Source organism: Saliterribacillus persicus, assembly GCF_003337485.1.
In the GTDB taxonomy this organism is placed as follows: Bacteria; Bacillota; Bacilli; order Bacillales; family Amphibacillaceae; genus Saliterribacillus; species Saliterribacillus persicus.
This window is the reverse complement of record NZ_QPJJ01000006.1, coordinates 24,241-51,237: the sequence shown is the minus strand read 5'-3', so window position 1 is coordinate 51,237 and position 26,997 is coordinate 24,241. Positions and strand designations below refer to the sequence as shown.

23 protein-coding genes are annotated in these 26,997 nt (G+C 34.7%); all 23 read left to right on the top strand.

Annotation, left to right across the window (positions count from 1 at the left end):
• The first annotated feature begins 7 nt into the window (after positions 1 to 7).
• Positions 8 to 2,308 carry a DNA translocase FtsK gene (locus DFR57_RS08155; RefSeq protein ID WP_114352652.1) on the top strand — a complete coding sequence of 767 codons (2,301 nt, stop codon included), beginning with the start codon at positions 8 to 10 and terminating at the stop codon, positions 2,306 to 2,308.
• A gap of 84 nt (positions 2,309 to 2,392) precedes the next feature.
• Positions 2,393 to 3,118: a GntR family transcriptional regulator gene (locus DFR57_RS08150; protein ID WP_114352651.1), complete on the top strand. Its 726-nt coding sequence runs from the start codon at positions 2,393 to 2,395 to the stop codon at positions 3,116 to 3,118.
• A 125-nt stretch (positions 3,119 to 3,243) separates the two neighbouring features.
• Positions 3,244 to 4,530, top strand: coding sequence for an EF-P 5-aminopentanol modification-associated protein YfmF (yfmF, locus tag DFR57_RS08145; RefSeq protein WP_114352650.1), 1,287 nt, complete (start codon positions 3,244 to 3,246; stop codon positions 4,528 to 4,530).
• A complete protein-coding gene (gene yfmH, locus DFR57_RS08140) occupies positions 4,520 to 5,806 on the top strand; it encodes an EF-P 5-aminopentanol modification-associated protein YfmH (RefSeq protein WP_114352649.1) in 1,287 nt (428 codons plus the stop codon). Before yfmF ends, yfmH begins: the two co-directional genes overlap by 11 nt.
• Entirely contained in the window at positions 5,803 to 6,531 is a 729-nt protein-coding gene (ymfI, locus tag DFR57_RS08135) for an elongation factor P 5-aminopentanone reductase (RefSeq protein WP_114352648.1), read from the top strand. Before yfmH ends, ymfI begins: the two co-directional genes overlap by 4 nt.
• A 95-nt stretch (positions 6,532 to 6,626) precedes the next feature.
• Positions 6,627 to 6,887 (top strand): DUF3243 domain-containing protein, encoded by a 261-nt coding sequence (locus tag DFR57_RS08130; protein ID WP_114352647.1) that lies wholly within the window; start codon positions 6,627 to 6,629, stop codon positions 6,885 to 6,887.
• Between the two features lie 362 nt (positions 6,888 to 7,249).
• On the top strand, positions 7,250 to 8,170 hold the full coding sequence (locus DFR57_RS08125) for a helix-turn-helix domain-containing protein (RefSeq protein WP_114352646.1): 921 nt from the start codon (positions 7,250 to 7,252) through the stop codon (positions 8,168 to 8,170).
• A 130-nt stretch (positions 8,171 to 8,300) separates the two neighbouring features.
• Positions 8,301 to 8,879 (top strand): CDP-diacylglycerol--glycerol-3-phosphate 3-phosphatidyltransferase, encoded by a 579-nt coding sequence (gene pgsA, locus DFR57_RS08120; protein ID WP_114352645.1) that lies wholly within the window; start codon positions 8,301 to 8,303, stop codon positions 8,877 to 8,879.
• Positions 8,879 to 10,129 carry a competence/damage-inducible protein A gene (locus tag DFR57_RS08115; RefSeq protein ID WP_114352644.1) on the top strand — a complete coding sequence of 417 codons (1,251 nt, stop codon included), beginning with the start codon at positions 8,879 to 8,881 and terminating at the stop codon, positions 10,127 to 10,129. The genes pgsA and DFR57_RS08115 overlap by 1 nt, the downstream gene beginning before the upstream one ends.
• Before the next feature lie 169 nt (positions 10,130 to 10,298).
• The gene (gene recA, locus DFR57_RS08110) at positions 10,299 to 11,345 is read left to right on the top strand and encodes a recombinase RecA (protein WP_114352643.1); all 1,047 of its coding nucleotides are present in this window, start codon (positions 10,299 to 10,301) and stop codon (positions 11,343 to 11,345) included.
• A gap of 297 nt (positions 11,346 to 11,642) precedes the next feature.
• Positions 11,643 to 13,205 (top strand): ribonuclease Y, encoded by a 1,563-nt coding sequence (gene rny, locus DFR57_RS08105; RefSeq protein WP_114352642.1) that lies wholly within the window; start codon positions 11,643 to 11,645, stop codon positions 13,203 to 13,205.
• A gap of 84 nt (positions 13,206 to 13,289) precedes the next feature.
• Complete coding sequence (locus DFR57_RS08100) at positions 13,290 to 14,087, top strand: TIGR00282 family metallophosphoesterase (RefSeq protein ID WP_114352641.1); 798 nt, start codon at positions 13,290 to 13,292, stop codon at positions 14,085 to 14,087.
• A 107-nt stretch (positions 14,088 to 14,194) separates the two neighbouring features.
• Positions 14,195 to 14,455, top strand: coding sequence for a stage V sporulation protein S (locus DFR57_RS08095; RefSeq protein ID WP_114352640.1), 261 nt, complete (start codon positions 14,195 to 14,197; stop codon positions 14,453 to 14,455).
• 152 nt (positions 14,456 to 14,607) lie between these two features.
• On the top strand, positions 14,608 to 15,522 hold the full coding sequence (locus DFR57_RS08090) for a dipeptidase (RefSeq protein ID WP_114352639.1): 915 nt from the start codon (positions 14,608 to 14,610) through the stop codon (positions 15,520 to 15,522).
• Positions 15,523 to 15,634: 112 nt separating this feature from the next.
• Positions 15,635 to 17,212 (top strand): tRNA (N6-isopentenyl adenosine(37)-C2)-methylthiotransferase MiaB, encoded by a 1,578-nt coding sequence (gene miaB, locus DFR57_RS08085; RefSeq protein ID WP_114352638.1) that lies wholly within the window; start codon positions 15,635 to 15,637, stop codon positions 17,210 to 17,212.
• Positions 17,212 to 17,634, top strand: coding sequence for a YlbF/YmcA family competence regulator (locus DFR57_RS08080; RefSeq protein ID WP_114352637.1), 423 nt, complete (start codon positions 17,212 to 17,214; stop codon positions 17,632 to 17,634). Before miaB ends, DFR57_RS08080 begins: the two co-directional genes overlap by 1 nt.
• A 260-nt stretch (positions 17,635 to 17,894) precedes the next feature.
• A complete protein-coding gene (gene cotE / locus DFR57_RS08075; protein WP_114352636.1) occupies positions 17,895 to 18,461 on the top strand; it encodes an outer spore coat protein CotE in 567 nt (188 codons plus the stop codon).
• A 168-nt stretch (positions 18,462 to 18,629) separates the two neighbouring features.
• Entirely contained in the window at positions 18,630 to 21,203 is a 2,574-nt protein-coding gene (gene mutS, locus DFR57_RS08070) for a DNA mismatch repair protein MutS (RefSeq protein WP_114352635.1), read from the top strand.
• A gap of 32 nt (positions 21,204 to 21,235) precedes the next feature.
• Entirely contained in the window at positions 21,236 to 23,116 is a 1,881-nt protein-coding gene (mutL, locus tag DFR57_RS08065) for a DNA mismatch repair endonuclease MutL (protein ID WP_114352634.1), read from the top strand.
• 22 nt (positions 23,117 to 23,138) lie between these two features.
• A complete protein-coding gene (gene miaA, locus DFR57_RS08060; RefSeq protein ID WP_114352633.1) occupies positions 23,139 to 24,071 on the top strand; it encodes a tRNA (adenosine(37)-N6)-dimethylallyltransferase MiaA in 933 nt (310 codons plus the stop codon).
• A 38-nt stretch (positions 24,072 to 24,109) separates the two neighbouring features.
• Entirely contained in the window at positions 24,110 to 24,334 is a 225-nt protein-coding gene (hfq, locus tag DFR57_RS08055) for an RNA chaperone Hfq (protein WP_114352632.1), read from the top strand.
• Between the two features lie 126 nt (positions 24,335 to 24,460).
• Positions 24,461 to 25,699, top strand: coding sequence for a GTPase HflX (gene hflX / locus DFR57_RS08050; RefSeq protein ID WP_114352631.1), 1,239 nt, complete (start codon positions 24,461 to 24,463; stop codon positions 25,697 to 25,699).
• A gap of 3 nt (positions 25,700 to 25,702) precedes the next feature.
• Positions 25,703 to 26,932 carry a methionine gamma-lyase family protein gene (locus DFR57_RS08045; protein WP_114352630.1) on the top strand — a complete coding sequence of 410 codons (1,230 nt, stop codon included), beginning with the start codon at positions 25,703 to 25,705 and terminating at the stop codon, positions 26,930 to 26,932.
• Positions 26,933 to 26,997 lie beyond the last annotated feature (65 nt).

Sequence of the window (26,997 nt, the reverse complement as noted above, 5' to 3'; positions counted from 1 at the left end):
TGACAGTATGGCAAAGCGTCAAAAAGGTCGTAAAAAAAAACAAACAAATAATTGGTTTAAAAGAAAAGAAGTTGTAGCAGTTCTATTTCTTTTTCTCGCTGTATTTGGAAGCGGAGCTAGTGCTATAAGTGATGGTGCAATTCCAGCTTTACTTGAAAATATATTTAGAATGATTTTTGGTGTCTGGTATTTTGTTGCCTCTGTTTTATTTCTCATTCTAGGACTCTATCTTTTGATTAAGAGAAAATGGCCAAATATGAGAAATAAATACTGGGTTAGTAGTTATTTAATATTTATAGGCATTTTACTTATTACACATATAGAATTGTTTGAGGCTAATTTTAATTCTAACGATTATCCCTCGATTGTTAATCAGTCTTGGACGTATTACAGTGATTACTTAAATATGATGGTTCCTGCTGATTATTTAGGAGGTGGGATGGTAGGAGCATTTTTATATGCTTCTGGTTACTATTTGTTCTCAGCAATTGGCTCTAAAATACTAGCATTTTTTATGATTATTCTAGGAATCATTCTTTCTACTAATTTTTCAACTAGTAAATTCTTCAGTAAAATTATAAATTGGTTGAAAGGAAAATGGAGCAAAAGTTTAAAAAAATGGAAATCTAATCGTAAAGAACGTGCGAATAAAAAAGAAGAGTTGGTCGTCATTGAACAGGATGAACCTCAAACAGATCTTGAAAATGATCCAGACCAAACTTATCCAGCTATAGCTTATGCCAATGACAAAAGCCAGTCCGAGGAAAAGAATCTAACAGATGAACCAAATAATCAGGTTCCACAAGATGAAACACAGGATGAAGTTGTCAAAAACGAAAAAGATGAAGTTTTACCTATGACAGAACTAGAAAATATTGATTACAAACTTCCACCAATGGATATATTACAAGCACCAAAGAAAAATACCCAGCAACAAGAGCGTTCACAAATTCAAGCAGTGGTAAGAAAACTTGAAAAAACGTTTCATAGCTTTGGAGTAAAAGCTAAAGTAACGAAAGTTCACGTAGGACCAGCCGTTACAAAATATGAAGTTTATCCTGAAGCGGGTGTTAAAGTGAGTAAAATTGTGAATTTACATGATGACTTGGCTCTCGCACTTGCTGCTAAGGATATCCGAATTGAAGCACCAATTCCTGGGAAATCTGCTGTAGGAATTGAAGTACCTAATCAAGAAGTTGCAATGGTCTCGTTAAGAGAAGTATTGGAGTCTAAAAAAATGAATAAGGGATCATTACTCTCTTTTGTTTTAGGCAGAGATATTTCAGGGGAAGCAATTATGGCGGAATTAAATAAAATGCCTCATCTATTAGTAGCCGGTGCCACTGGAAGTGGTAAGAGTGTATGTATCAATGGCATTATCACTAGTATTCTAATGCGAACAAAACCGCATGAAGTGAAAATGATGATGATTGACCCTAAAAAAGTAGAGTTAAATGTATACAACGGAATTCCACATTTATTAGCACCTGTCGTTACAGACCCGAAAAAAGCTTCTCGTGCCTTAAAAAAAGTCGTAGCTGAAATGGAAAGACGTTATGAACTATTTTCTGAAACAGGTACAAGAAACATCGAGGGCTATAATGAATTAATTAATAAAACGAATCAACAAAATGAGGATGAAGAAGAGCAACCTTCTCTACCATATATTGTCGTTATTGTAGACGAGCTTGCTGATTTAATGATGGTAGCTTCTAATGATGTGGAGGATGCGATTACAAGATTGGCACAAATGGCTAGAGCTGCTGGTATTCATTTAATAATAGCAACCCAAAGGCCATCGGTGGATGTTATTACAGGTGTTATCAAAGCTAATATACCTTCGAGAATTGCTTTTAGTGTTTCCTCTGCAACTGATTCAAGAACTATTCTTGATTCTGGCGGTGCTGAAAAGCTTTTAGGAAGAGGGGACATGCTATTTATTCCAGTAGGGATGTCAAAGCCAATTAGAGTTCAAGGGGCATTTCTATCGGATACTGAGGTAGAAGATATTGTAGACTATTGCATTGAACAGCAAAAAGCTCAATACCAGACAGAAATGATACCTGAGGAAGAATCTGAAACACATAGTGAAGTAGATGATGACTTATTTGACGATGCCGTACAGCTAGTAACTGAGATGCAAAGCGCCAGTGTATCGATGCTTCAGAGAAGATTTCGTGTAGGTTATACACGTGCAGCTCGTCTAATTGACGCAATGGAGGATAGAGGCATAGTGGGTCCATATGAAGGGTCTAAGCCAAGAACCGTTTTAGTGTCTTCCTATTCCGAAGAGGCTACAGAAACTTAAGTATGTTTTCAAAGTTAACTTTATGTTATATTAAATTTTATATATTCATCTGGAATTTTGTAAATAGATGGCTGGGGGTAGCGTATGTTGACAAAGGGGAACGAGGTTACTAAGTTTGTAAAGGTGATGCAAAGAATCAAACAAGCGATCGAAAATGGAACGTATAAAGAAAGAGAAAAGCTTCCATCTGAGTTTGAATTATCTAGAATTTATAAGGAATCAAGGGAAAATATTAAAACAGCGCTAAGGGTACTTGAAGAAGATGATATTGTAGTCAGAAGACCTGGTGTTGGGATATTTGTTAATTCAAAGCCTATTTTTTCTTCTGGTATTGAACAATTAGCAAGTGTAACGGAAATGATTAAGAATTCCGGTAAAACCCCAGGCTCTCAATTTATTTCAACGGAAATAATCACACCTACAGAAGAAGATAATAAAAGATTTAAACCACTTTCACTCTCTAATTTAGCTCAGGTAGAGCGAGTTAGAACAGCTGATGGAGAACCGGTTGTCTATTGTATTGACAAATTAGATGCTGATGAAGTACCTATTGAAATGATTCATACACACCCTTCGATTTTTCAATTCATTAAGACGTACAGAAACGAAGAAATTGATTATGCGGTAGCCTATATTGAACCAATAGGCTACCATGAAAAGATTTCTCCGATTTTAGATTGTCAACCAGATCAAGCATTGCTGTTGTTAAAACAGGTACACTATACAAAAGACAATAAGCCGATTCTTTATTCTGCAAATTTTTTCAGAGCAGATGTGTTTAGTTTCTATGTTTTAAGGCAAAGAGGATAATAATTTTGTCCAATTAAATCTGCAGAAATTGCAGATTTTTTTCATTTCACCAATAAATACTTTAGAATAGGGATAATCAGGTGTGTTTTTTGATAGAATATACATAATACACGAGGAGGATGGATATGAAATTAGCAAACGAAAAAGTTATTGAAAAAAATGGGTATAAACTACACTTAATACATACCAAAAAATTTAAAACTGTACATGTAAATCTGAAATTCAAAGCACCCTTAGACCGATCAACGGTTACGAAAAGAGCATTACTGCCATATGTTTTGCAGCAAGGCACTAATAACTATTCCTCTGCTAGAGATCTTCGTCTTGCATTAGATAGTCTATACGGAGCGGTATTGCAAATCGATGCTTCGAAAAAAGGGAATAGTCATTTACTTAATTTTCGATTAGAACTTGCTAATTCCAAATTTATCGAGGGAAATCAACAGTTATTACAAGCGGGACTAGCTCTTTTGGCTGAAGTTATTTATAACCCAAAGGTAGAAAACAACCAATTCTCAGATAAGGTTGTTAATCGTGAGAAGCAAACTTTACTTGATAAAATGGATGCAATTAAAGACGAAAAAATGAGCTATGCCAATCTTCGCTTAATTGACGAAATGTGTAAGGATGAAGCATTCTCTATCCATGCACATGGTTATGAGGAAGATTTAGATGAAATTGACGGGAAGCTACTTTTTGAAACATTGCAATCACTTTTAAAAGATGACCAATTAGATGTGTATGTGGTAGGAGATATAGAAGGGTTAGATATAGAGAAAAAAATTGGCGAATATTTAAAGAGAGAGAAGACGTCACCTCTTGAAATTGAATTTGCTGAAGTAAAGCCTAGAAAGATGCAGGAAATTAAAGAAGAACAAAAGATTCAACAAGCAAAATTGCACTTGGGTTTTAGAACCTTCGTTTCATTTGGTGACACCAATTACGCTGCTTTACAAGTTTTTAACGGATTATTTGGTGGTTTTCCTAGTTCAAAATTATTTTTAAATGTAAGAGAAAAGCATAGTTTAGCATATTATGCAGCATCTAGAATTGAAAGCCATGTTGGATTGCTATTTGTCTTTAGCGGTATTGCACCCGAACAATATGATCGAGCAAAAACAATTATCCTAGAGCAAGTTGAAGATATGAAAAAAGGTGAATTTACTGAAAAAGAACTGGATCAGACGAAAGAAATGATCATTAACCAAATTAAAGAAACAATGGATAATCCTCAGGGCATTATTGAACTTCATTATCAACAAGTAATTGCAGATACAGAAAAATCACCTTCTGCCTTATTGGAGGATATCAATAGTGTAAGTTATGATGATATTGTTTCAGTAGCAAACCAACTACATTTAGATACGATTTATGTATTAACTAGTGAAGGGGGATCAGGAAATGGAGCATAAATATTATAAGCAATTAGATGAAACCATTTATACGAAAAAGTTAGAAAATGGTTTAACCGTGTGTGTCTTACCAAGAAAAGAAATGGCTAAAACATTTGGTATTTTTACCACTAAATATGGCTCTATTGATCAACATTTCGTTCCAATCAATCAACAAGAAGCGGTGAAGGTCCCAGATGGTGTGGCACATTTTTTAGAGCATAAATTATTTGAAAAAGAAGATCGAGATGTTTTTCATGATTTCTCTAAGCAAGGTGCATCTGCAAATGCATTTACTTCTTTTACAAAAACTGCATATTTATTTTCCGCAACATCGAATATCGATGAAAACATTAAAACGTTATTAGATTTTGTGCAAGAACCATATTTTTCTGATGAATCTGTTGAAAAAGAAAAAGGAATCATTGCTCAAGAAATTAATATGTATGATGATCAACCTGATTGGCGTGCTTTCTTTGGAACAATTAAGAATATGTTTGAAAAACACCCTGTTCATATAGATATTGCAGGTACAGTGGATTCGATAAATAAAATTACAAAAGAAGATTTGTATACCTGTTATGAGTCTTTTTATCATCCTTCTAACATGGTTTTATTTATCGCTGGAAATATTGAACCAGAAAATATTCTCGAATTAGTTCAAAATAATCAAAAAGGAAAAACGTTCGAACCACCTCAACCAATCGAACGCTTTTACCCTGAGGAACCTAAAGCTGTAGCCAATAAAAAAACGATATTGAATATGCCAGTTTCTATTCCAAAAGCATTTGTAGGGATAAAAGAAGCAGACATTCCAAAAAATGGAGAAGAATTTATTAAAAGAGAATGGCTTTTAGACCTAGCTTTAGATTTCTTGTTTTCAAAAAGTGGGGTTATTTATGAAGAGATGTATGAAAAGAACTTAATAGATCAGAGCTTTAGTTATGAATCATATTTAGAAGAAAATTTTGGTTTTACCATTATCAGTAGTAATACTAAAAACCCACTTGAATTTACTGAAGTGTTAAATAATCACTTAGTAAATTTGGATAAGCTATCTATTGATGAAAATACTTTTAAACGTATTAAGCAGAAAAAAATAGGTCAGTTTATTCGTTCTTTAAATTCGTTAGAGCTTATTGCAAATCAGTATTCCCATTATCAAATGATGGATCTAGATTTTTTTGAGAGCTTAGCAACGCTTGAGTCGTTAACTTTTGATGAGTATAAGCAATTTATCCGTAGCTGGGTATCTGAAGAACAATTAACACAACTGATTGTTGAGAAAGAAGCATGATAAATGAAAAAAGGCCACTAGCGGTTATTATTGGTGCCAGTGGTGATATAGGAAAAGCTATTTCTAAGAATTTATTAGAGGATGATTTTGACTTAATTCTTCATTTTTATAAAAATCGTGAAGCGATTGATCATATCATTGAAAAAGACCAAAATAACCAAGTAGTAGGGAGTATTTCAACAGACCTCAGTAAAAAAAGTGGCTGGGAGCAATTGGTTAGCCAGTTACCTGACAATATTGATGCCATTATTTTTGCTAGCGGAACCGCGTATAGTGGTGTATTGCAGTCTATGGATGAGGAAACGATTCAAGAATTGATTGAATTAAATGTTACAGCACCTACGATGATCGTCAAAAGCATCTTACCTTCCATGCTTCAAAAACAATCTGGTCATGTACTTTTTGTTACATCTATTTGGGGTGATGTTGGTGCAAGCTGTGAGGTTGTATACTCCATGGTAAAGGGAGCTCAAAATAGTTTTGTGAAGGCACTGGCAAAAGAGGTCGCCCCGATGAAAATTTCTGTGAATGCAGTAAGTCCAGGTTATATTGATACAAAAATGAATGATAACCTAAGTGAATTAGAAAAAGAAACATTGATCAATAGTATTCCGGTGCAAAGAGCCGGAAAACCAGAGGAAGTTGCTGGAGTAATTTCCTTTCTGCTTGATAAGAAATCCTCTTATATCCAAGGTGAAATAATTCATGTAAATGGAGCATGGTAATGATAAATATTTTCCTTCTATTTTAAAAATTTTGGTATAAAGTTTATTCATTTGCAAATGATAGGAGTGAAAACATTTGAAGGAGGATAAAATTCATGTCTGTTTTGGATAATTTTGAATCTTGGAAGGATTTTTTAGGCGATCGTCTTCATGGAGCGCAAAATAAAGGAATGCAATCAAATGCAATTTCTGAGGTAGCGTATGATATCGGAAACTACCTTCAAGCACATGTAGAACCAAAAAATGATCAAGAACGTATGCTTACTGATTTATGGAGTGCAGCAAATGAACAAGAAAGACATGCTATTGCAAATAGTATGATAAAATTAGTTCAGAATGAAGGTACAAACAAATAAGTTAAAAAACCTTGGAGCTTAAGCTTCAAGGTTTTTTAGTTTCAATTTCTTGGAAAATCATCTTAAATAGTTTAGTATTAGTTGGAAGAGTGAAACTATTATTCGACATGCAAAAAGAACTATCTAATTAAGCAAATATTAATATAATTTGTTTTGTATTTTGATGATATTACAAGAAGCTACACGATTTTTATAGTTAATTTATTTATGTCTTTTCATATTACTATTTTTCATATATGATAAATGTAAATGCGTAGCATATAGATCTTTTATAAATTTCTTATGACACAGTTTAAATACTTTGATAAATACTTAAAAAATAGAATAATAAAATGAATATAAAAAATTGGACGGTGTTATACATGGCTATTGGAGAGAGACTGAAGGAAGAAAGAGAAGCGAAAAAATTAACGTTAGATGATATACAAAAAATGACAAAAATTCAAACAAGGTATTTATATGCGATAGAAAATGAAAATTTTGAAGTTATGCCAGGGGCATTTTATGTGCGTGCCTTTATTAAAGAGTATGCGATGGCCGTTAATCTTAATCCAGAAGAATTGATGGAAGAATACCATGAAGATTTACCTTTTAATGAACAAGAAGCATCGCCTGCTTTATCACGAGTGCAGAGTAGCAAAAAAAATACCACGACTTCTGTAAGTAGTCCTGCGATTTTTTCCTTTCTCCCGACTGTTATTGTGGTTTTATTGATTATTGGCATTGTGGTAGTAGTATGGCTATTTAAGCAAGGAACATTTTCCGACTTGACTTCTACAGGTGGAGAAAATGTTACTGAACAACAAGAGGAATCTAATGGCGGGGACACAGTTGAACTACCACCAGATAGCGATGCGCCAGCTGAGGAAGAAGATGCGGATAATGAAGAAGATGCAGAAAATGAGGATGAAACAACTGAAGAGGATCAAGAGCAAGAACAGGAAGAAGAAGCAGCATCAAGCAGCATAACGTTGGAGAATCATGAGAATAATGAGTCCACCTATGAATTGCAATTAGAGGAGGAAGAATTAATTCTTTCCATAACTTCTTCTGATCGGAATTGGCTTGAGGTTTATGATGGAAATGGTGAAACCTTCTACGAAAAGACACTTACTGCTGAAGAAGGTACGGTTGAATTCGATTTTTCAGATAAGGAACAAATATCTTTAAGATTTGGTGCTCCAAATGCGATTGATATTGATGTAAATGACTTGGATGTTGAATTATCAGAAGAAATTAATGCTGGTGATGTTCCAAGAGTTTACATTAATATAAATAGATAACTATTTAATTAGCTTTTATATGAATTAATTATACCCTCTTAAATCAGAAATACTGATAGGAGGGTATAATTAATGAGAGGCATACTCTTTTTTGTTGAAAAGAAAAAAATTAACCGTGGAGGAACTTGTTATGAATATTCCAAATAGAATTACACTATCACGAATTATGCTTATCCCGATTTTTATCTTGTTTTTATCTCTTCCCTACGACTGGGGAACGGTGTCATTAGGTGAAGTATCAATTCCTTTAACCCATTTAATTGCAACTATTATCTTTATCGTAGCATCAGCAACAGATTGGATTGACGGTCATTATGCAAGAAAACACAATTTAGTGACAAATTTAGGCAAGTTTCTTGATCCCATGGCGGATAAACTTTTAGTATCTGCTGCTTTTATCTTACTTGTTGCGATGGATGCAGCAGCGGCATGGATTGTAATTATAATTATAAGTAGGGAATTTGCTGTTACAGGACTTAGATTGGTAGCTGCGGGCGAAGGGCTTGTTTTAGCAGCTGGAAGTATGGGTAAGCTTAAAACTGTTCTGCAAATTGCAGCAATAATCCTTTTATTACTACAAAATTTTCCTTTTAACTTTATAGGAATACCTGTGGATACAATTGTGCTTTATCTTGCTATGATAGTTACAGTTGTTTCTGGATATGATTACTTTGCGAAAAATTGGCATGTCATGGAGGAATCGAAATAATGCCAGATCTTAAAACAGAAGTCATTAGTGTTGGAACAGAACTATTACTAGGTCAAATTGTTAATTCCAATACAGCTTGGATATCTGACCGTGTGGCAAACCTTGGAATTAGTATGTATTACCATCAAACTGTAGGCGATAATTTGCAACGTGTGGAGCAAGCATTTAAAACAGCTTCTTTGCGGTCGGATATTGTATTTATTACAGGTGGATTGGGGCCTACGGAAGATGATTTAACAAGAGAGGCATTTTCTACATTAAGTGGCATTCCTATTGAAGAGGATGAAAAGACATTTGCTTCAATGGAAACCTTTTTTAAAAATAGAAATAAAGGGATGACACCTAATAATCGAAAACAAGCACATGTATTTAAAGATTCGATGGTTATTGAAAACCCAGTAGGTATTGCACCTGGTATTATAGTAGAGTATGCAAATGTTACCTGGATTTTCACACCTGGAGTACCAAAGGAAATGGAAGCAATTTTAGATCCGTTTGTTTTTACATATCTTCGAAAAAAATATAAGTTAGATAGCGTTATTCGCTCTAAGATGCTTCGTTTTATAGGTATAGGAGAGTCGCAATTAGAACATGACTTGTTAGATATTATAAAGAGTCAATCCAATCCTACGATAGCTCCTTTAGCTTCTGAGGGAGAAGTTGCACTCCGCCTTACAGCGAAGGCATCTGATATAAATAAAGCAGATCAAATGATAGAAGAAGTTGAACAAAAAATTAAACCTATAGTTGGTCAGTTTATTTATGGAGAAAATAATAGGAATATAGAAGAAACAGTGATCCACTTACTTGCGGAAAAACAACTGTCACTTTCATCTGCTGAAAGTTTAACAGGTGGTTTGTTCTCTGATAAGTTAGTATCTGTTTCAGGCGCTTCACAAGTATTCCAAGGAAGTGCCGTTGTCTATTCATCAAAAGCAAAGAACTCTGTCTTAGAGGTTCCTTTTGAACTAATAGAAAAGTATGGAACAATTAGTGAAGAATGTGCAGAGTTACTTGCTAAAAATGCAACTGAAAAATTTAATTCCGATATTGGAATAAGCTTTACTGGGGTTGCAGGACCAAATAAAAGTGAAGGCAAAGATATTGGTACCGTGTATATTTCTTTATACACTAATGGAAAAAAAGCACAGACGACGAAACATCACTTCCATGGTGATCGTTCCTCGATCCGAACAAGAGCTGTGAAAAAGGGATTAGAAATTCTCTTTCATCATTTAAAAAACTTATAAATATTTTTTTGCTATCGATTTTTCAGAAAAACATAAAAATTAATAGTTAATAATCATTTTACCAAGCTAATTGTCTAACGAAAAAAAGGGAACATTTATTCGTTTTTTACTTGTTAAATTATTTTAAAAGTTGTATGATGGAAGTACCACATTTTGAGGGGGAAATAATTTGAGTGATCGTAAACAAGCGTTAGATATGGCGCTGAAACAAATAGAAAAGCAATTCGGAAAAGGTTCTATTATGAAGTTAGGTGAGCACGCAGAGCAAAAGATCGCTACAGTTTCTAGTGGCTCAGTAGCATTGGATATAGCTTTAGGTGTCGGTGGCTACCCTAGAGGTCGTGTAGTAGAAATTTATGGCCCAGAATCTTCTGGTAAAACGACTGTAGCTTTGCATGCAATTGCAGAAGCGCAACGTGCTGGAGGTCAAGCAGCGTTTATTGATGCGGAGCATGCGTTAGATCCTACCTATGCTAGAAACTTAGGAGTAGATGTTGATGAACTTTTACTTTCACAGCCTGATACTGGTGAACAAGCACTAGAAATTGCTGAAGCACTTGTTCGTAGTGGAGCAGTAGACATTGTAGTTATTGACTCTGTAGCAGCACTAGTTCCAAAAGCTGAGATTGAAGGCGAGATGGGTGATGCTCACGTTGGGCTACAAGCTCGATTAATGTCACAAGCTTTACGTAAATTGTCAGGTGCAATAAATAAATCTAAAACAACAGCAATTTTCATTAACCAGATTCGTGAAAAAGTTGGGGTTATGTTTGGTAGTCCAGAAACTACACCAGGTGGAAGAGCGCTAAAATTCTACGCTTCAGTAAGATTAGAGGTAAGACGTGCCGAAACATTAAAACAAGGAAATGATATGGTAGGTAATCGTACTAGAATTAAAGTCGTGAAAAATAAAGTAGCGCCTCCTTTTAAGCAAGCTGAAGTAGATATTATGTACGGCTTAGGTATTTCTAGAGAAGGAGAAATATTAGACATTGGATCTGATCTTGATATCGTCCTAAAAAGTGGGGCATGGTATTCCTATAAAGAAGAACGTTTAGGACAAGGAAGAGAAAATGCAAAACAATTCTTAAAAGAAAATGTTGCAATAGCAGATGAGATCAATACAGGTATTAGAAATCATCATGGTTTAAATGGGGAAGTTTTAGAAGAAGCTTCAACTGAGGAAGAAAAGCAAGCAGCATTAGATATGGAGTAATCCATAGTGAAAGGCCCAAATTATTAAATTTATTTTGGGTCTTTTTTTTTATGGTAATTATTAACGTGAATGTGACTCTTTCAGTCTATTAATCCTCCCATTTTCTAATATAATGAGAAAATGCATTTACGACAACGTTGGACAATTTTTACAATCCTTGACATACCTATTTAACAAGATTAAAATTAACTTGTATAATTCCATTGGAATTGTACATTGAATTTCATTAGAATGTTTAATTTGTACATGCCGACTTAAAAAAAGTTGTACAAGTTTATAGCAAGAGGAGGTGAAATAATGGATATTTTGCTTTACACTATCATCTCCATTTTGCTTACATTTGTCGGTATTGTTGTTGGTTATCTGATTCGAAAAACAGTTGGAGAGAAAAAGATCTCCAGCGCGGAAGACTTGGCTCGCCAGATTGTAGAAGAGGGCCATAAAAACGCAGAAGTAGCAAAGAAAGAAGCATTGCTAGAAGCGAAAGATGAGAATCATAAAATTCGCCAACAAGCAGAACAAGACCTCAGGGAAAGACGTGCAGAAGCACAGAAACTTGAAAGTCGTTTAATGCAAAAAGAGGAAAATTTAAATCGGAAAGACCAAACGTTAGATAAACGTGAGTTAATGTTAGAGAAAAAAGAAGGTTCGCTAACAGAAAAACAACAACAAATTGAAAAAATGGAAAGCAAAGTTGGAGCAATGTTAAGCGAGCAACAAGCAGAATTAGAACGGATTTCGGGCTATACATCTGATCAAGCTAGACAGGTAATTTTAGAACGTGTAGAAAAAGAGGTAACACACGAAACGGCAATTATTATTAAGGAAGCTGAAAATCGCGCTAAAGAAGAAGCTGATAAAAAAGCTAAAAATATTTTATCACTTGCTTTACAGAGGTGTGCAGCTGATCATGTTGCGGAAACGACTGTCTCTGTAGTAAATCTTCCAAATGATGAAATGAAGGGAAGAATTATTGGTAGAGAAGGGCGTAACATACGTACACTTGAAACCCTTACTGGTATTGATTTAATCATTGACGACACACCAGAAGCAGTAATTTTATCTGGTTTTGACCCTATACGTAGAGAAGTGGCTAGAATCTCGTTAGAGAAACTAGTTCAGGATGGACGTATTCATCCAGCTCGTATTGAAGAAATGGTTGATAAATCTCGACGTGAAGTTGATGAATATATTCGTGAATTTGGTGAACAAACTACTTTTGAAGTTGGAGTTCACGGTCTACACCCTGATTTAATTAAAATTTTAGGTCGTCTAAAATATCGTACAAGCTATGGTCAAAATGTATTAAAACACTCGATAGAAGTTGCTTATTTATCTGGATTGCTTGCTGCTGAATTAGGTGAAGATCAAATGCTTGCAAAAAGAGCTGGGTTATTACACGATATTGGTAAGGCTATTGATCACGAAGTTGAAGGTAGCCATGTTCAAATCGGTAAAGAGCTCGCAAGTAAGTATAAAGAGAATGACGTTGTCATCAATGCAATTGCTTCACACCATGGTGATGAAGAAGCAACATCTGTTATTGCCGTATTAGTAGCTGCTGCAGATGCGTTATCTGCCGCAAGACCTGGTGCTAGAAGTGAAACACTAGAAAATTATATTAAACGATTAGAAAAGCTAGAAGAGATTTCTGAATCATATGCTGGTGTAGAAAAATCGTTCGCTATTCAAGCGGGGCGTGAGATTAGAATAATAGTTAAACCAGATGAAATTGATGATGCAGAATCTATTAAGATTGCACGTGATATTCGTAAGAAGATCGAAAATGAATTAGATTATCCTGGCCACATAAAAGTCACGGTAATTCGCGAAACACGTTCAGTAGAATATGCAAAATAAAGCAGCCTTTTTGGTTGCTTTATTTTTTTGACTTTATAAAGGAGATGTGTAAAACTTACGTTAATTAAGAAAAGAGGGTTAAATATGAAATTATTATTTATTGGAGATATCGTAGGATCTCCAGGAAGAGATATGATTCAAGAGTTTTTACCTAAATTAAAGAGTAAGCATCAACCTCATGTAACGATTGTTAATGGGGAAAATGCTGCAGCTGGAAAAGGAATCACAGAAAAAATATATAAACAGTTACTAGAGTGGGGAGCTCAAGGAATTACAATGGGCAACCATACGTGGGATAAAAAAGAAATATTCGATTTCGTTTCAGATGCGAAAAACATGGTAGTTCCCGCTAACTTACCCGAAGGAACACCAGGAAATGAAATTATCTATGTTAAATCCAATGGTTTAGAAGTGGCTGTAATCAATTTATTAGGTCGTACGTTTATGCAGCCAGTAGATGATCCCTTTAAAGTAGCAGATAAATTAATTGAAGAAGCAAAAAAGAAGACCAATCTTATTTTTGTAGACTTTCATGCAGAGGCTACTAGCGAAAAATTAGCCATGGGCTGGTACTTAGATGGCAAAGTGTCAGCTGTAGTTGGCACACACACGCATGTGCAGACTGCAGACAATCGTGTTTTTCCAAATGGTACTGCATACATAACTGATGTGGGTATGACAGGACCTTATGATGGTATTTTAGGTATGGAGCAGACCGCGGTTATAAAAAAATTTCTAACAGGCTTACCTGTTCGATTTGAAGTTTCAAAAGAAAGTCGTACACAATTAAGTGGAGTTATTATCACAATAAATAATACAACTGGAAAAGCAGAAAAAATTGAACGCATTTTAATTAATGACGACCAACCGTTCTTCGGTTAAGATTTGAATTTTTTCCCTTTTTCCGGCATAATAAATTTAACATATCTTTCATTATCATGAATATAGTAGAAGAGGAATAACATAAGGAGACGAAGGAGGTACTAGGAATGGACATATTAAAAGTTTCAGCAAAATCAAATCCGAATTCAGTAGCAGGCGCACTCGCTAATGTCTTACGTGAAAATGGTTCAGCAGAAATACAAGCAATTGGCGCTGGAGCAATCAATCAATCGGTTAAAGCAGTAGCTATCGCAAGAGGATTTGTCGCACCTAGTGGAGTTGATTTAATTTGTATTCCTGCTTTTACTGATATTATGATTGATGAGGAAGAACGAACCGCAATAAAATTAATAATAGAACCAAGATAACTTATTTACTAACCTTTATGTTTTTCTGAAATAAAGAATATATTTTAAAACCTGTTGTTCTAGCAGGTTTTTTCTTTTGCTTTGTTGAGCAAATAATTTCACTTTTGTAAAAAGATAGATCATAGTATACGGGGAGTTAGGGGGAAATATTAATGATAGATGCGCATTGTGATGCACTTTGGAAGATGTGGAGTAAGAGAGTTTCTTTTTTTAATAGAGAAGAGTTAACTGTAAATTATCATGCTTTAAAAAATAGCCCCATTAAACTGCAATGTTTTGCTATATACATTCCTGAAAGTATTCCACAGAAAGATAAATTTGGCGTAGCCCTGGAAATGGTAGAGTTATTTTATTCAGAAATTATAGATAAATGTGAAGAAATAGTACAAATAAAAAATAAGAATGATTTGCTTGCTCTCGCCCCTGATGAAATAGGAGCTATGTTGACCTTGGAAGGCTTAGATGCTATTGGAAATGATATGCATAAGTTAGATAAATTGCTTTCCCTTGGCGTAAGAATGGTAGGACTAACGTGGAATTATAAGAATGCGGTGTCAGCAGGAGTGCTAGATGAACTGGATACAGGGTTATCTGTTTTTGGTGAAAATGTGGTAAGAAAATTGAATGAAGAAAAAATCTGGATAGATTTAGCTCATATTTCTTATCAAGGCTTTTTTGATACATTAAAGCTTGCAAAACATCCTATCGTATCGCATGCAAATGTCTATTCAATCACTGGTCATAAGAGAAATTTAGATGACCATCAAATTAAAGCATTGATGAACCAGAATGGTTGGATTGGCCTGACTTATGTTAAAGAATTTGTCTCAGATGATGATAAGGTGTCGATCGAGGATTTTTGTAAGCATATGATTTATTTGATCGATTATGGAGCGGGAGACTCTATTGGAATTGGTTCTGATTTTGATGGTGCGGATCTTTATGTACAGGAGTTAACTAGCCCTGAGGATTTTACGTCACTATTATCTAGAATGAAAGAGTTGCTACCAATAAATATTTGCAATAAAATAGCTTATGAGAATTTCATCAGAAAATTCCCGACTTAAGGATAAACTTCTGCTGAATTACTTTGTATTTCCTTACTAAATCCCATATAATAGATAAGTGAGTTTGCAACTCTCCTTAAAAGAGAGTTGGAAAGGAAGGATGTTTGTTACAATGAATGAAAAACAACGAAAAGAAGGACAACAAATAAGACAAGTAGATTCAACGGACATAAAATCCGATTCGAATCATAATTTGTCCCGTATAAAAGACATGTCTAGTGATGATCTTATCTCCAAATATTTTCAATCGACATATGAACCACCTAATATGAAAAAGGCGAAGAAAAGAAGAAGAGAAGATATCCAAATTCATTATGACTTCGACATTCCTGAAGAAATGCGTGGAATCGGAAAAGGGAAAAAATTTATGATTCGTACTTATGGATGTCAAATGAATGAACATGACACAGAAGTAATGGCCGGTATATTAACGCAAATGGGATATATATCTACAGAGGATACGAGTGATGCAGATATTATCTTATTAAATACATGTGCTATTAGAGAGAATGCTGAAAATAAGGTGTTTGGAGAGATTGGTCATTTAAAACCACTGAAATTAGAAAATCCTGATGTAATTGTAGGAATATGTGGTTGTATGTCCCAAGAGGAATCTGTTGTAAATAGAATCCTTAAAAAGCATCCATTTATTGATCTCATTTTTGGGACCCACAATATTCACCGCTTGCCGCAATTAATTAAAGAAGCGATGTTTGGCAAGGAAATGGTGGTAGAAGTATGGTCCAAAGAGGGCGACATTATTGAAAATCTTCCCAAAGTACGTAAAGGAAAAATCAAGGCGTGGGTTAACATTATGTATGGCTGTGATAAATTCTGTACGTACTGTATTGTACCTTACACACGTGGGAAAGAAAGAAGTAGAATGCCTGAAGATATTATTCAAGAGGTTCGCCATTTAGCGGCACAAGGATACAAAGAAGTAACATTGTTAGGTCAAAACGTGAATGCATATGGAAAAGATCTTGAGTTTGAATATGGTTTAGGCGAATTAATGGATGAGATGAGAAAAATCGATATTCCAAGGGTTCGCTTTACAACTTCACACCCTCGTGATTTTGATGATCATCTTATTGAAGTTATAGCAAAAGGTGGTAATTTATTAGATCATATTCACTTGCCAGTTCAATCAGGTAGTTCCGATATCTTGCGTGTAATGGCAAGAAGATATACAAGAGAAGACTATCTTAAGCTAGTGAAAAAGATCAAGGATGCAATGCCAAATGTAACTCTAACTACTGATATTATTGTCGGTTTTCCAAATGAAACAGATGAACAATTTGAAGAAACCATGACATTAATGGAAGAAGTAGGCTTTGAAAGTGCGTATACATTTATCTATTCACCTCGTGAAGGAACTCCTTCTGCTAGATGGGAAGATAATATACCGATGGAAGTAAAAAAAGAAAGATTGCAACGGTTAAATAAGCTAGTTAATGACCAATCAGCCGAAGCAATGAAAAAGTATCAAGACCAGGTAGTAAAAGTTTTAGTAGAAGGTGAAAGTAAAAAAGATCCTGATGTATTATCAGGCTACACAGATAAAAACAAGCTAGTAAACTTCCGTGCACCAAAGGACTTAATAGGTCAAATTGTAGAAGTGAAAGTAGTAAACACGAAAACGTGGACACTAGATGGTGAATTAGTGGAAGCAGCAGTTGAGGTGAAATAATGACAGTATATACAAGAAATCAAGTGGTAGAAGAAGCGCATAAATTAGCAAAAATGATGGCAAACATTGATGAGATTGACCGTTTCAAGCAATTGGAAGCCAAGTTAAATGAGAATCAAAAAATTCAGAGCTTGATTAAAAAGATAAAAGCCTTACAAAAGCAAGCTGTTAATTTTCAAGCATACGGAAAGCATGAAGCTCTTGAAAAAGTAGAGAAGGAAATCGATCGTCTTCAAGCAGAGATTGATGAAATTCCTATCGTTCAAGAATTTAAGGAATCCCAAGTGGTCATTAATGACATTTTACAATTGGTTACAAATACAATAGCAAGAGAAATAACTAATGAAGTAATTCGATCGACTGATGGAGATTTATTATCAGGTGAAACTGGTTCAAAAAGTCAGAACTCTGGTTGTCATTAAACATAAGACTACACCCTTCTATTTATAGGAGTGTGTAGTCTTTTTAACCTCTTTTAAATGATGGATGTGCCACCTTTTTATTTTACCGTTAAATTACCCATAAAGAGCAACTGTTTATATAAAATTACAAACTAACTGTTACACAAATATAGGCAGATGCATAGGATGAATTAGAATCAATGAAAGATTCTTTTCTATGCAAGCACACTAGGTGAATGTCTTGCATAAGATGAAACGGAAAGAATAGGAGGTAGTTACTAATGGCATTTTTTGATCAAGATTATCGTGAGATCATAACGAAAGCAGTAATTGGTAAGGGGCGAAAATTCATCCGCGACACCAATACAATGACACCACCTCAACGGCCGACAAGTATTTTAGGATGCTGGATCATCAACCATCATTATAAAGCAAAATTACAGTGTGAGGATGTAGTTGAAATTCATGGCAGCTATGAGGTGAATATCTGGTTTTCCTACAATCATAATACGAAAACTCAGGTAGTGACAGAAAAAGTAGAATACACGGATGAGATACCACTAAGTGTTAGGGATGAACAATCATTTGGAAATGAGACAGAAGTTATTGCAAAAGTACTGCAACAGCCCAATTGTTTAGAGTGTAATATCACAACAGAAGGCCATAAGATTAAAGTCGAAGTAGAACGTGAATTTTTAGTAGAAGCGGTAGGCGAAACAAAACTTTGTGTAAGAATTGACCCTAGCTGTGAAAGCTGTGAAGATTCTTGGGAGTGGCCGGTATCAGATGACGAGTTATCATCAATCGAACCTAAGCATAAGTCAAAAGGCCATGAAGAAAGAGTATAATGGATACATGATCAATGATGAAGTGTATACGCCTTTTGGTATACACTTTCTTCTTTATCATGGTAAAATGCATGCATCTTTAGCTGATGATTAATCGATTCTAGAGTCATTAAATGAGGTATTATCTATGCTATAATACAGGTAGATTAAATGTACGGAGGATGAAAAATGGGTTTTACGCCAATGATTGAACAATATTTAAAAATTAAAAGTAAATATCAAGATAGTTTTTTGTTTTTTAGATTAGGTGACTTTTATGAAATGTTTTTTGAGGATGCAAAGAAAGCGGCATTGGAATTGGAAATCACTTTAACCAGTAGAGACGGTGGAAGTGATGAAAGAATTCCAATGTGCGGCGTTCCTCACCACTCAGCTCAAGGCTATATTAAAAGACTTATCGAAAAAGGTTTTAAAGTAGCTATATGTGAGCAAGTGGAAGATCCAAAAATAGCAAAAGGTGTCGTAAAGAGAGAAGTAGTGCAACATATTACCCCAGGTACTGTAATGGAAGGAAGTATGTTGGATGAAAAGGAAAATAATTATTTAGCTACAATTCATTTTATTAACGAAGAAAACTTCGGATTAGCTTATACAGACTTATCAACAGGTGAAACTATTACAGCAATAGTAGAAGATGGTTGGCATGCGGTCATTACTGAAATCGCAAATCGACCAATCAAAGAAATTGTATTAAAAGAAGATTTCCCTGATCAGTTACGTTCTGAATTAAAGGAACGATATCAATTCACCATATCTGAACTAGAAGAGGAATTTGAGATAGAAAGTCAGAAAGCATTACTCTCATCACTCACCAATGATAATTTAAAAAGGACCTGTAATCATTTATTTTCCTACATGTTTTATACGCAAAAACGGTCCATTGATCATTTAAGGCCAGCACAAGAAATAGAGCTCAAAGAATACATGGCTTTAGATCTTTATTCAAAAAGAAATTTAGAAATTACCAATTCTTTAATTCGAAATGAAAAATATGGTAGTTTATTATGGATTTTAGATAAAACTGTAACTGCAATGGGAGCGCGGAAGCTGAAAAAATGGATGGAGCGTCCTTTACTGAGTAAAAATCAAATTGAAAAAAGATTAACTGTAGTAGAAGGATTTCAACAACAATTTTTTGAAAGACAAACACTAAGAGAACATTTAACTGCTATTTATGATATGGAAAGATTAGCAGGACGAGTTTCTTATGGAAATGTTCATGCCAAAGATTTAGTACAGCTTAAAAACTCCATTAGTAGAATTCCATCTTTAAAAGAAATATTAAATCAATTTTCAAATAAGGAAATCATGGCCTTAAGTGAGAAAATAGATCCCTTACCAGCTTTATTTGAAATTCTGGATAAAAGTATTTCAGATGATCCGTCCCTTTCGATTAAAGAAGGAAATATTATTAAGGATGGATACAATGAGCAATTAGACCAATACCGTTATGCATCTAGAAACGGTAAACAGTGGATTGCTGAATTAGAAAAAAAGGAAAAAGAAAAAACCAAGATTAAGTCACTAAAAATTGGTTATAACCGAGTGTTTGGCTATTATATTGAAGTAACTAAAGCTAATCTTCATTTATTGCCAGAAGGAATGTATGAACGAAAGCAAACGTTAACCAACGCGGAAAGATACATTACACCTGAGTTAAAAGAAAAAGAATCACTTATTCTTGAAGCGGAAGAAAAAAGCATAGAGCTTGAGTATGAGCTATTCTTAAAAATTCGTGATCAAGTAAGAGGTTATATTTCTCAATTGCAGGAACTAGCAGATATTATTAGTGAAATAGATGTATTGCAAAGCTTTGCGACGATTAGTGAAGAAAATAATTATGTTAAACCTAATTTTTCCACAAATAAGGTAGTTCAAATTGAGAAATGTAGACACCCCGTCGTAGAAAAAGTAATGAAGAATGGCCATTTTGTGCCAAATGATATAAATATGGATAAAGAAAAAGAGCTTTTATTGATTACAGGACCAAATATGTCAGGTAAAAGTACGTATATGCGTCAATTTGCTTTAACGGTTATTATGGCTCAAATCGGTTGTTTTGTTCCATGTGAGAAAGCAGTATTGCCACTTTTTGATCAGATTTTTACCCGAATTGGTGCGGCTGATGACCTTGTCGCTGGTCAAAGTACCTTTATGATAGAGATGTTAGAAGCAAATAATGCTATACAACATGCAACCTCTGACAGTCTTATTCTATTTGATGAAATTGGACGAGGTACAAGTACATATGATGGCATGGCATTAGCCCAGGCTATCATCGAGCATTTACATCATCATGTTCAAGCGAAAACGTTATTTTCGACGCACTATCATGAACTTACTAGTTTAGAAGATAACCTAGAAAGATTAAAAAATATTCATGTAGAAGCGGAAGAAATCGATGGGAAAGTTGTATTTTTACACCAAATTCAAGATGGAGCTGCGGATGAAAGTTACGGGATCCATGTGGCTAAGCTGGCATCCCTTCCTGATGAACTGATCGATCGTGCTTCTGTTATATTAAAGGAACTCGAAGGCTCTAATAAAGGGAAAATTAAAGAATCTGAAGCATTAGATCAATTATCATTCTTTCCGGCAGATGAGAAAAAGTCCAAGCAACCAATGCCAAAAGCAGCAAATAGTAAAACGGTAGAAGCCATTTTAAAACTTAATATTTTAGAAATGACTCCAATGGATGCATTGAATGAACTTTATCAGATTCAGAAAAAACTAAAGGAATAATGAATCATTTTTATAATAAGTGAGGTGAGATGATGGCTATCTTTCAGATGCCTGATATCCTAGCGAACAAGATCGCAGCAGGAGAAGTAGTAGAAAGACCTGCTTCAGTTGTGAAGGAATTAGTGGAAAATAGTATTGATGCAAATAGTAAGTGGATAAAAATCGAAATTGAAGAAGCAGGACTATCTTCTATAACAGTGGCGGATGACGGAGATGGAATGGATAGAGAAGATTGTAAAAAGGCATTTTTTAGACATGCAACGAGCAAAATAAAGAATGAACAAGATCTTTTTCATGTACGGTCGCTAGGCTTTCGTGGGGAGGCATTAGCGAGTATTGCGGCGGTAAGTCGACTACAAATCAAAACCTCAGATGGAACACAGAGTAGCTCTATTCTAGCTTTAGAAGGTGGAAGAATTATTTCTGAAAGTTATGGGGATGCCAGAAAAGGTACTGAAATAGCTGTTAAGGATTTATTTTATAATACACCTGCACGTTTAAAATACATGAAAACAATCCATACTGAGCTAGGGCATATTAGTGATACGATAAATCGAATGGCATTTTCCCATCCTGATATCCGATTTGAATTGGTCCATAATGGTAATAAATTATTCTTTTCAAGCGGAAAAGGTGAATTACTTCAAATAATTGCTCAGGTATATGGTATGTCAGTTGCAAAAGCAATGATTCCAGTGGAATATAAAACGTTAGATTTCTCTATTTCAGGGTTTATTGCTAAACCAGAAGTAAATCGAGCATCAAGAAATTATATGACCACAGTAGTAAATGGTCGTTATATTCGCAGTATGGCTTTAGCTCGTGCGATTTATCAAGGCTTCCATACTTTGTTACCAATTGGACGTCAACCTATTGTAGTTTTAAATATTGAAATGGATCCGGTTTTGGTTGATGTAAATGTCCATCCTGCAAAATTAGAAGTTCGATTTAGTAAAGAAAAAGAGCTTTTTCAAGCGATAGAAGAAATGATAAAAAATGCATTGAGAGAGCAACGGTTGATTCCAGCTGGACATAAGAAAGTGTCAAAAGAAAAATCATTACAGCATAGCTTTATGTTTGGTCAAGAGAAGAACCCAGAAGCTTCTGAGAAGCTTTCAAAAATAAACCAAACAGAAGTTCATGATGAAAAGTATCCTTGGAATGCAGCTAATGATGACTCTATAAAAAACGAAAATATTTCAAGCGGTCTTTTTTCGAATGATAGTCCAGTTGATAGCTTCTATGAGAAGGATGTAACTGAAAAAGAAGAAGCAATAAATAATTCAACTGAAGAAGAAAGCGAACAACAAGCCGAATTAGAGGATCAAACCGGAGTACCTCAAATGTATCCAATCGGACAACATCATGGTACATATATTCTAGCTCAAAACGAAGCTGGCTTATATATTATTGACCAGCACGCTGCCCAGGAAAGAATTAAGTATGAATTTTTTAAAGATATGATAGGCGATGTCTCCAAAGAAGTACAGGAGCTACTTGTACCAATTACGTTTGAATTTACAAAACAAGAAACCTTATTAATTGAGGAACATAAAGTACAGCTCGAGAAGGTTGGACTATTTTTTGAAGAATTTGGTCATCAAACGTATATCATACGTTCACATCCTAACTGGTTTCCAAAGGGCTTTGAAGAAGAAGTTATTAGAGAGATGATTGAACAGATAATGGATGTAGGAAAAATAGATATATACAAACTAAGAGAAGAAGCAGCAATATTAATGTCATGTAAACGATCCATTAAGGCTAATCATTATTTAAATAACGATGATATGTTTCAGCTTTTAGAAGATTTAAGAAAGTGCACAGACCCGTTTACATGTCCACATGGACGACCTATTATTATTCAATTCTCAACCTACGAAATGGAAAAAATGTTTAAAAGAATCATGTAATAGGGGATAGAGAGGTTATTTTATGAAACAAAAAGTGATAGCTATTGTAGGACCAACAGCTGTCGGAAAATCTAGTTTAGGTATCGACATTGCCAAAAAATATAATGGTGAAATTATAAGTGGTGATTCGATGCAAATTTATAAAGACTTCGACATAGGTACAGCTAAGGTTTCAACTAAAGAAATGGATGGGGTTACGCATCATCTAATTGATACATTAGAACCGACTGAGTCCTATTCTGCTGCTAACTTTCAAAAGGAAGCACGTTCCTTAATTAAAGAAATTAGTTATCGAGGAAAACTGCCTATCATTGTAGGGGGTACTGGTCTTTATATTCAAGCAGCGCTCTATAATTATAAATTTACAGAGGAAAAAAGAAATACACTATTTGAAGAAAAGCTATCAAAAGAAATAGAAACAGATGGCATAGATAAGGTATATAAAAGACTTGAAAGAATAGATCCTGAACAAGCAAAAAAAATTCATCCCAACAATGTGAGAAGAGTCATACGTGCATTGGAGATTTATGAGCACTCAGGTGATAAAATGTCTGATCGACATGAGAAGGCCTTAACGCCATTATACGATGTGCATATAATTGGTTTACAAATGGAGCGATCACGATTATATGATCGTATAAATAAACGGGTAGATTTAATGATAGAGCAGGGATTAATAAGTGAAGTGAAAGCATTATTAGAAAAAGGATATCGGGAATTACAACCCATGGGCGCAATCGGTTATAAAGAAATCGTAGCGTATATCGACAATCAAAATTCTTTTGATACAGCTATAGAGCTTCTAAAAAGAAATTCTAGACGATTTGCTAAAAGACAATTTACTTGGTTTAGAAATAAAATGCATATAAACTGGTATAATGTAGAAGAAGACAAAGATTTAGAGTATTTAGAAAATATTTTAAATGATTTAGAAGGATTCTTGCAATCCACCTAGAATAATACTTGTATAGATAGAAAAAGGAGGAAACATTCATGTCACAAACTGTAAATATTCAAGATCAATATTTAAATCAACTTAGGAAAGAACGAATTCCTGTTACTATTTTCCTCACAAATGGTTTTCAATTACGAGGTGTAGTAAAGGCTTTTGATAATTTCACTGTTTTGTTAGAGACAGAAGGCAAACAACAGTTAATTTTTAAACACGCAATTTCTACATTTGCACCTTCAAAAAATGTTAATATTGAGAAAGAATAAGATAAAGGCGCTAAACTATTAGCGCCTTTATTATGTATAGAGGTATTCTAAAAAAGATAAAATAATAAAGAAATATATTTTCCACATGATTATCACATACGGAATTCATAGAAAGTTGGTTTATTTATGAAAGAAAGAGTCGCAATTATTGCAGTTAAAACACAAAAAGATGAAGATGAGCGCTTTTCATATTCGTTACAGGAATTAACGCAGCTTGTCGAAACAGCTAATGGAGAGGTAATATTCACATCAACACAAAATAGGCCAAAACCACACCCAAGATATTATATGGGGGAAGGTAAGCTTGAAGAGCTACAAGAACAGATGGAAGAAGAAGAGATTGATTTATTAATTAGTAATGGAGAGTTATCAGGTAGTCAAATTAGAAATATTCAAGAGCATGTGGGCGTAAAAGTAATAGATAGAAGTCAGTTGATTTTAGATATTTTTGCCTTACGGGCCAAGACAAAAGAAGGTAAACTCCAAGTTGAACTTGCACAATATGAATATATGCTACCAAGAATTCATGGTCAAGGGGAAGCGATGTCCAAACTTGCCGGAGGAATTGGAACAAGAGGTCCTGGTGAATCAAAATTAGAATCAGATAGGCGCCATATTCGCCGCAGAATGAAAGAAATTAAAGACCGATTGGAAGCGGTAGTGAAACAAAGAGAACAATACCGTACCAGGCGAAAGAGAAATCATACCACACAAGTGGCTATTGTTGGTTATACGAATGCTGGTAAATCAACACTATTTAATGCACTAACAAATAGTACAAGCTTGCAGGAAGACAAGCTATTTGCCACACTTGATCCTTTAACGAGACAATTACGTTTACCAAGTGGACTGGAAATTATTATGTCAGATACAGTTGGATTTATTCAAGATTTACCAACTTCATTGGTAGCAGCATTTCGCTCCACGTTAGAAGAAGTAACAGAAGCTGATTTTATCTTACACGTTATTGATGCTTCTGCTACCAATTATTTAGACCATGAAAATACAGTCATCTCCTTGTTAAATGATTTAGAAGCAGAAAATATTCCTATGTTAACTATCTATAACAAAAAAGACTTAGTGGAGCAGACTTTCACACCTTCTTCTGTGCCGTTTGAACTGATAAGTGCGTTAGATTCTGACGATGTAGAACGTGTCACACATTCTTTAGAAAAATTAATTAAAACAGAATGGGTCTCTTTTTCTAGTTTTGTTTCAGCTTCAGAGGGGAAAATTCTAGATTTAATGAGAAAGCATTCCATTTTAACAGAAGAAAAATTTATAGAAGCAGAAAATCAATATTTTATCGAGGGATTTATAGAACCCACTCACCCTGTAAATCAGTATTTGAAAGGAAAAAATTAGTTTATGTTTAATATTCAACAAGAAAAACAAGCTATCGAAGAGCGAATCTCACCTATTTTAAAGGAAATAGATAAGATAGCAGAGCTTAATCAAGCAAAAGTATTACAGGCTTTTAAGGAGAACAGAGTTAGTGATAGTGATTTTAATGAAACAACGGGATATGGATATGATGATTATGGTAGGGATAAGCTAGAAGCCGTAGTTGCTAATGCCTTTGGTGCTGAAGATTCACTTATGCGACCACAAATCATTTCAGGCACGCATGCAATTTCACTTTCTTTATTTGGATTACTTAGACCCAATGACCACCTTATATACTTAACCGGAAAGCCATATGATACGTTAGAAAAAATTATAGGAGAAAAAAAGGACCGTTCTGGATCACTTTTCGACTTAGATATTAGAACGGATTATATTCCTTTGTTAAATGAAAAAGGCATTGACTGGCAGCAATTTGAAGAAACGCTTTCTGATAATACGAAAGTCATCGCAATTCAACGCTCAAAAGGGTATGCGGATCGGCCTTCCTTTGATATGGAGCAATTAGAATACATGATTAACAAAATTAGATCAATTCGAAAGGATTTAATCGTGTTTGTTGATAATTGTTATGGCGAGTTTGTGGAAGAAAAAGAACCTACAGACGTTGGAGCAGATATAATGGCGGGCTCTCTTATCAAAAATCCTGGAGGAGGTCTTGCGCGCACCGGAGGATATATAGCGGGGACAAAGGATTTAATAGATCAAGTAGCAAATCAGCTAACAGCTCCAGGAATTGGGAAAGAAATTGGTCCTAATTTAGGGTTGCTTAGAGAATTTTATCAAGGATTTTTTATTGCGCCCCATGTAGTATCTGAAGCGTTAAAAGGCTCTATTTTTACCTCCGCAATATTATCTGAAGCGGGTTTTAACACTTCACCATCCTATAATGAAAAAAGAACCGATCTCATCCAATCTGTTACCTTTGAAACAGCAGAAGAAATGGTTGAATTCTGTCAGGCGATTCAACATCAGTCACCGATTAATTCACACGTGACACCGTATCCAGCATCTATGCCTGGTTATGAGAGTGACGTCATAATGGCTGCTGGAACCTTCGTGCAAGGTGCAAGCTTAGAACTAACTGCAGATGGACCAATAAGACCGCCATATACAGCTTATATACAAGGTGGAATTATATATACACATGTGAAGCTTGCTATAATAGAAGCATTAAAAATGATAAAGAGTTAGAAAAGCAGTAAAGGATATCTTTACTGTTTTTTTTAAAAAATAATGTTAACTAAGCTAACACGCCT

Coding starts and splice junctions, on each gene's coding strand:
- rny (WP_114352642.1), top strand. CDS start 11,643: ATGGATATTTTGCTTTACACTATCATCTCCATTTTGCTTACATTTGTC.
- DFR57_RS08095 (WP_114352640.1), top strand. CDS start 14,195: ATGGACATATTAAAAGTTTCAGCAAAATCAAATCCGAATTCAGTAGCA.
- hflX (WP_114352631.1), top strand. CDS start 24,461: ATGAAAGAAAGAGTCGCAATTATTGCAGTTAAAACACAAAAAGATGAA.
- yfmH (WP_114352649.1), top strand. CDS start 4,520: ATGGAGCATAAATATTATAAGCAATTAGATGAAACCATTTATACGAAA.
- miaA (WP_114352633.1), top strand. CDS start 23,139: ATGAAACAAAAAGTGATAGCTATTGTAGGACCAACAGCTGTCGGAAAA.
- DFR57_RS08100 (WP_114352641.1), top strand. CDS start 13,290: ATGAAATTATTATTTATTGGAGATATCGTAGGATCTCCAGGAAGAGAT.
- DFR57_RS08130 (WP_114352647.1), top strand. CDS start 6,627: ATGTCTGTTTTGGATAATTTTGAATCTTGGAAGGATTTTTTAGGCGAT.
- mutL (WP_114352634.1), top strand. CDS start 21,236: ATGGCTATCTTTCAGATGCCTGATATCCTAGCGAACAAGATCGCAGCA.
- DFR57_RS08080 (WP_114352637.1), top strand. CDS start 17,212: ATGACAGTATATACAAGAAATCAAGTGGTAGAAGAAGCGCATAAATTA.
- DFR57_RS08155 (WP_114352652.1), top strand. CDS start 8: ATGGCAAAGCGTCAAAAAGGTCGTAAAAAAAAACAAACAAATAATTGG.
- DFR57_RS08150 (WP_114352651.1), top strand. CDS start 2,393: ATGTTGACAAAGGGGAACGAGGTTACTAAGTTTGTAAAGGTGATGCAA.
- DFR57_RS08045 (WP_114352630.1), top strand. CDS start 25,703: ATGTTTAATATTCAACAAGAAAAACAAGCTATCGAAGAGCGAATCTCA.
- DFR57_RS08090 (WP_114352639.1), top strand. CDS start 14,608: ATGATAGATGCGCATTGTGATGCACTTTGGAAGATGTGGAGTAAGAGA.
- DFR57_RS08115 (WP_114352644.1), top strand. CDS start 8,879: ATGCCAGATCTTAAAACAGAAGTCATTAGTGTTGGAACAGAACTATTA.
- DFR57_RS08125 (WP_114352646.1), top strand. CDS start 7,250: ATGGCTATTGGAGAGAGACTGAAGGAAGAAAGAGAAGCGAAAAAATTA.
- hfq (WP_114352632.1), top strand. CDS start 24,110: ATGTCACAAACTGTAAATATTCAAGATCAATATTTAAATCAACTTAGG.
- miaB (WP_114352638.1), top strand. CDS start 15,635: ATGAATGAAAAACAACGAAAAGAAGGACAACAAATAAGACAAGTAGAT.
- ymfI (WP_114352648.1), top strand. CDS start 5,803: ATGATAAATGAAAAAAGGCCACTAGCGGTTATTATTGGTGCCAGTGGT.
- cotE (WP_114352636.1), top strand. CDS start 17,895: ATGGCATTTTTTGATCAAGATTATCGTGAGATCATAACGAAAGCAGTA.
- pgsA (WP_114352645.1), top strand. CDS start 8,301: ATGAATATTCCAAATAGAATTACACTATCACGAATTATGCTTATCCCG.
- yfmF (WP_114352650.1), top strand. CDS start 3,244: ATGAAATTAGCAAACGAAAAAGTTATTGAAAAAAATGGGTATAAACTA.
- mutS (WP_114352635.1), top strand. CDS start 18,630: ATGGGTTTTACGCCAATGATTGAACAATATTTAAAAATTAAAAGTAAA.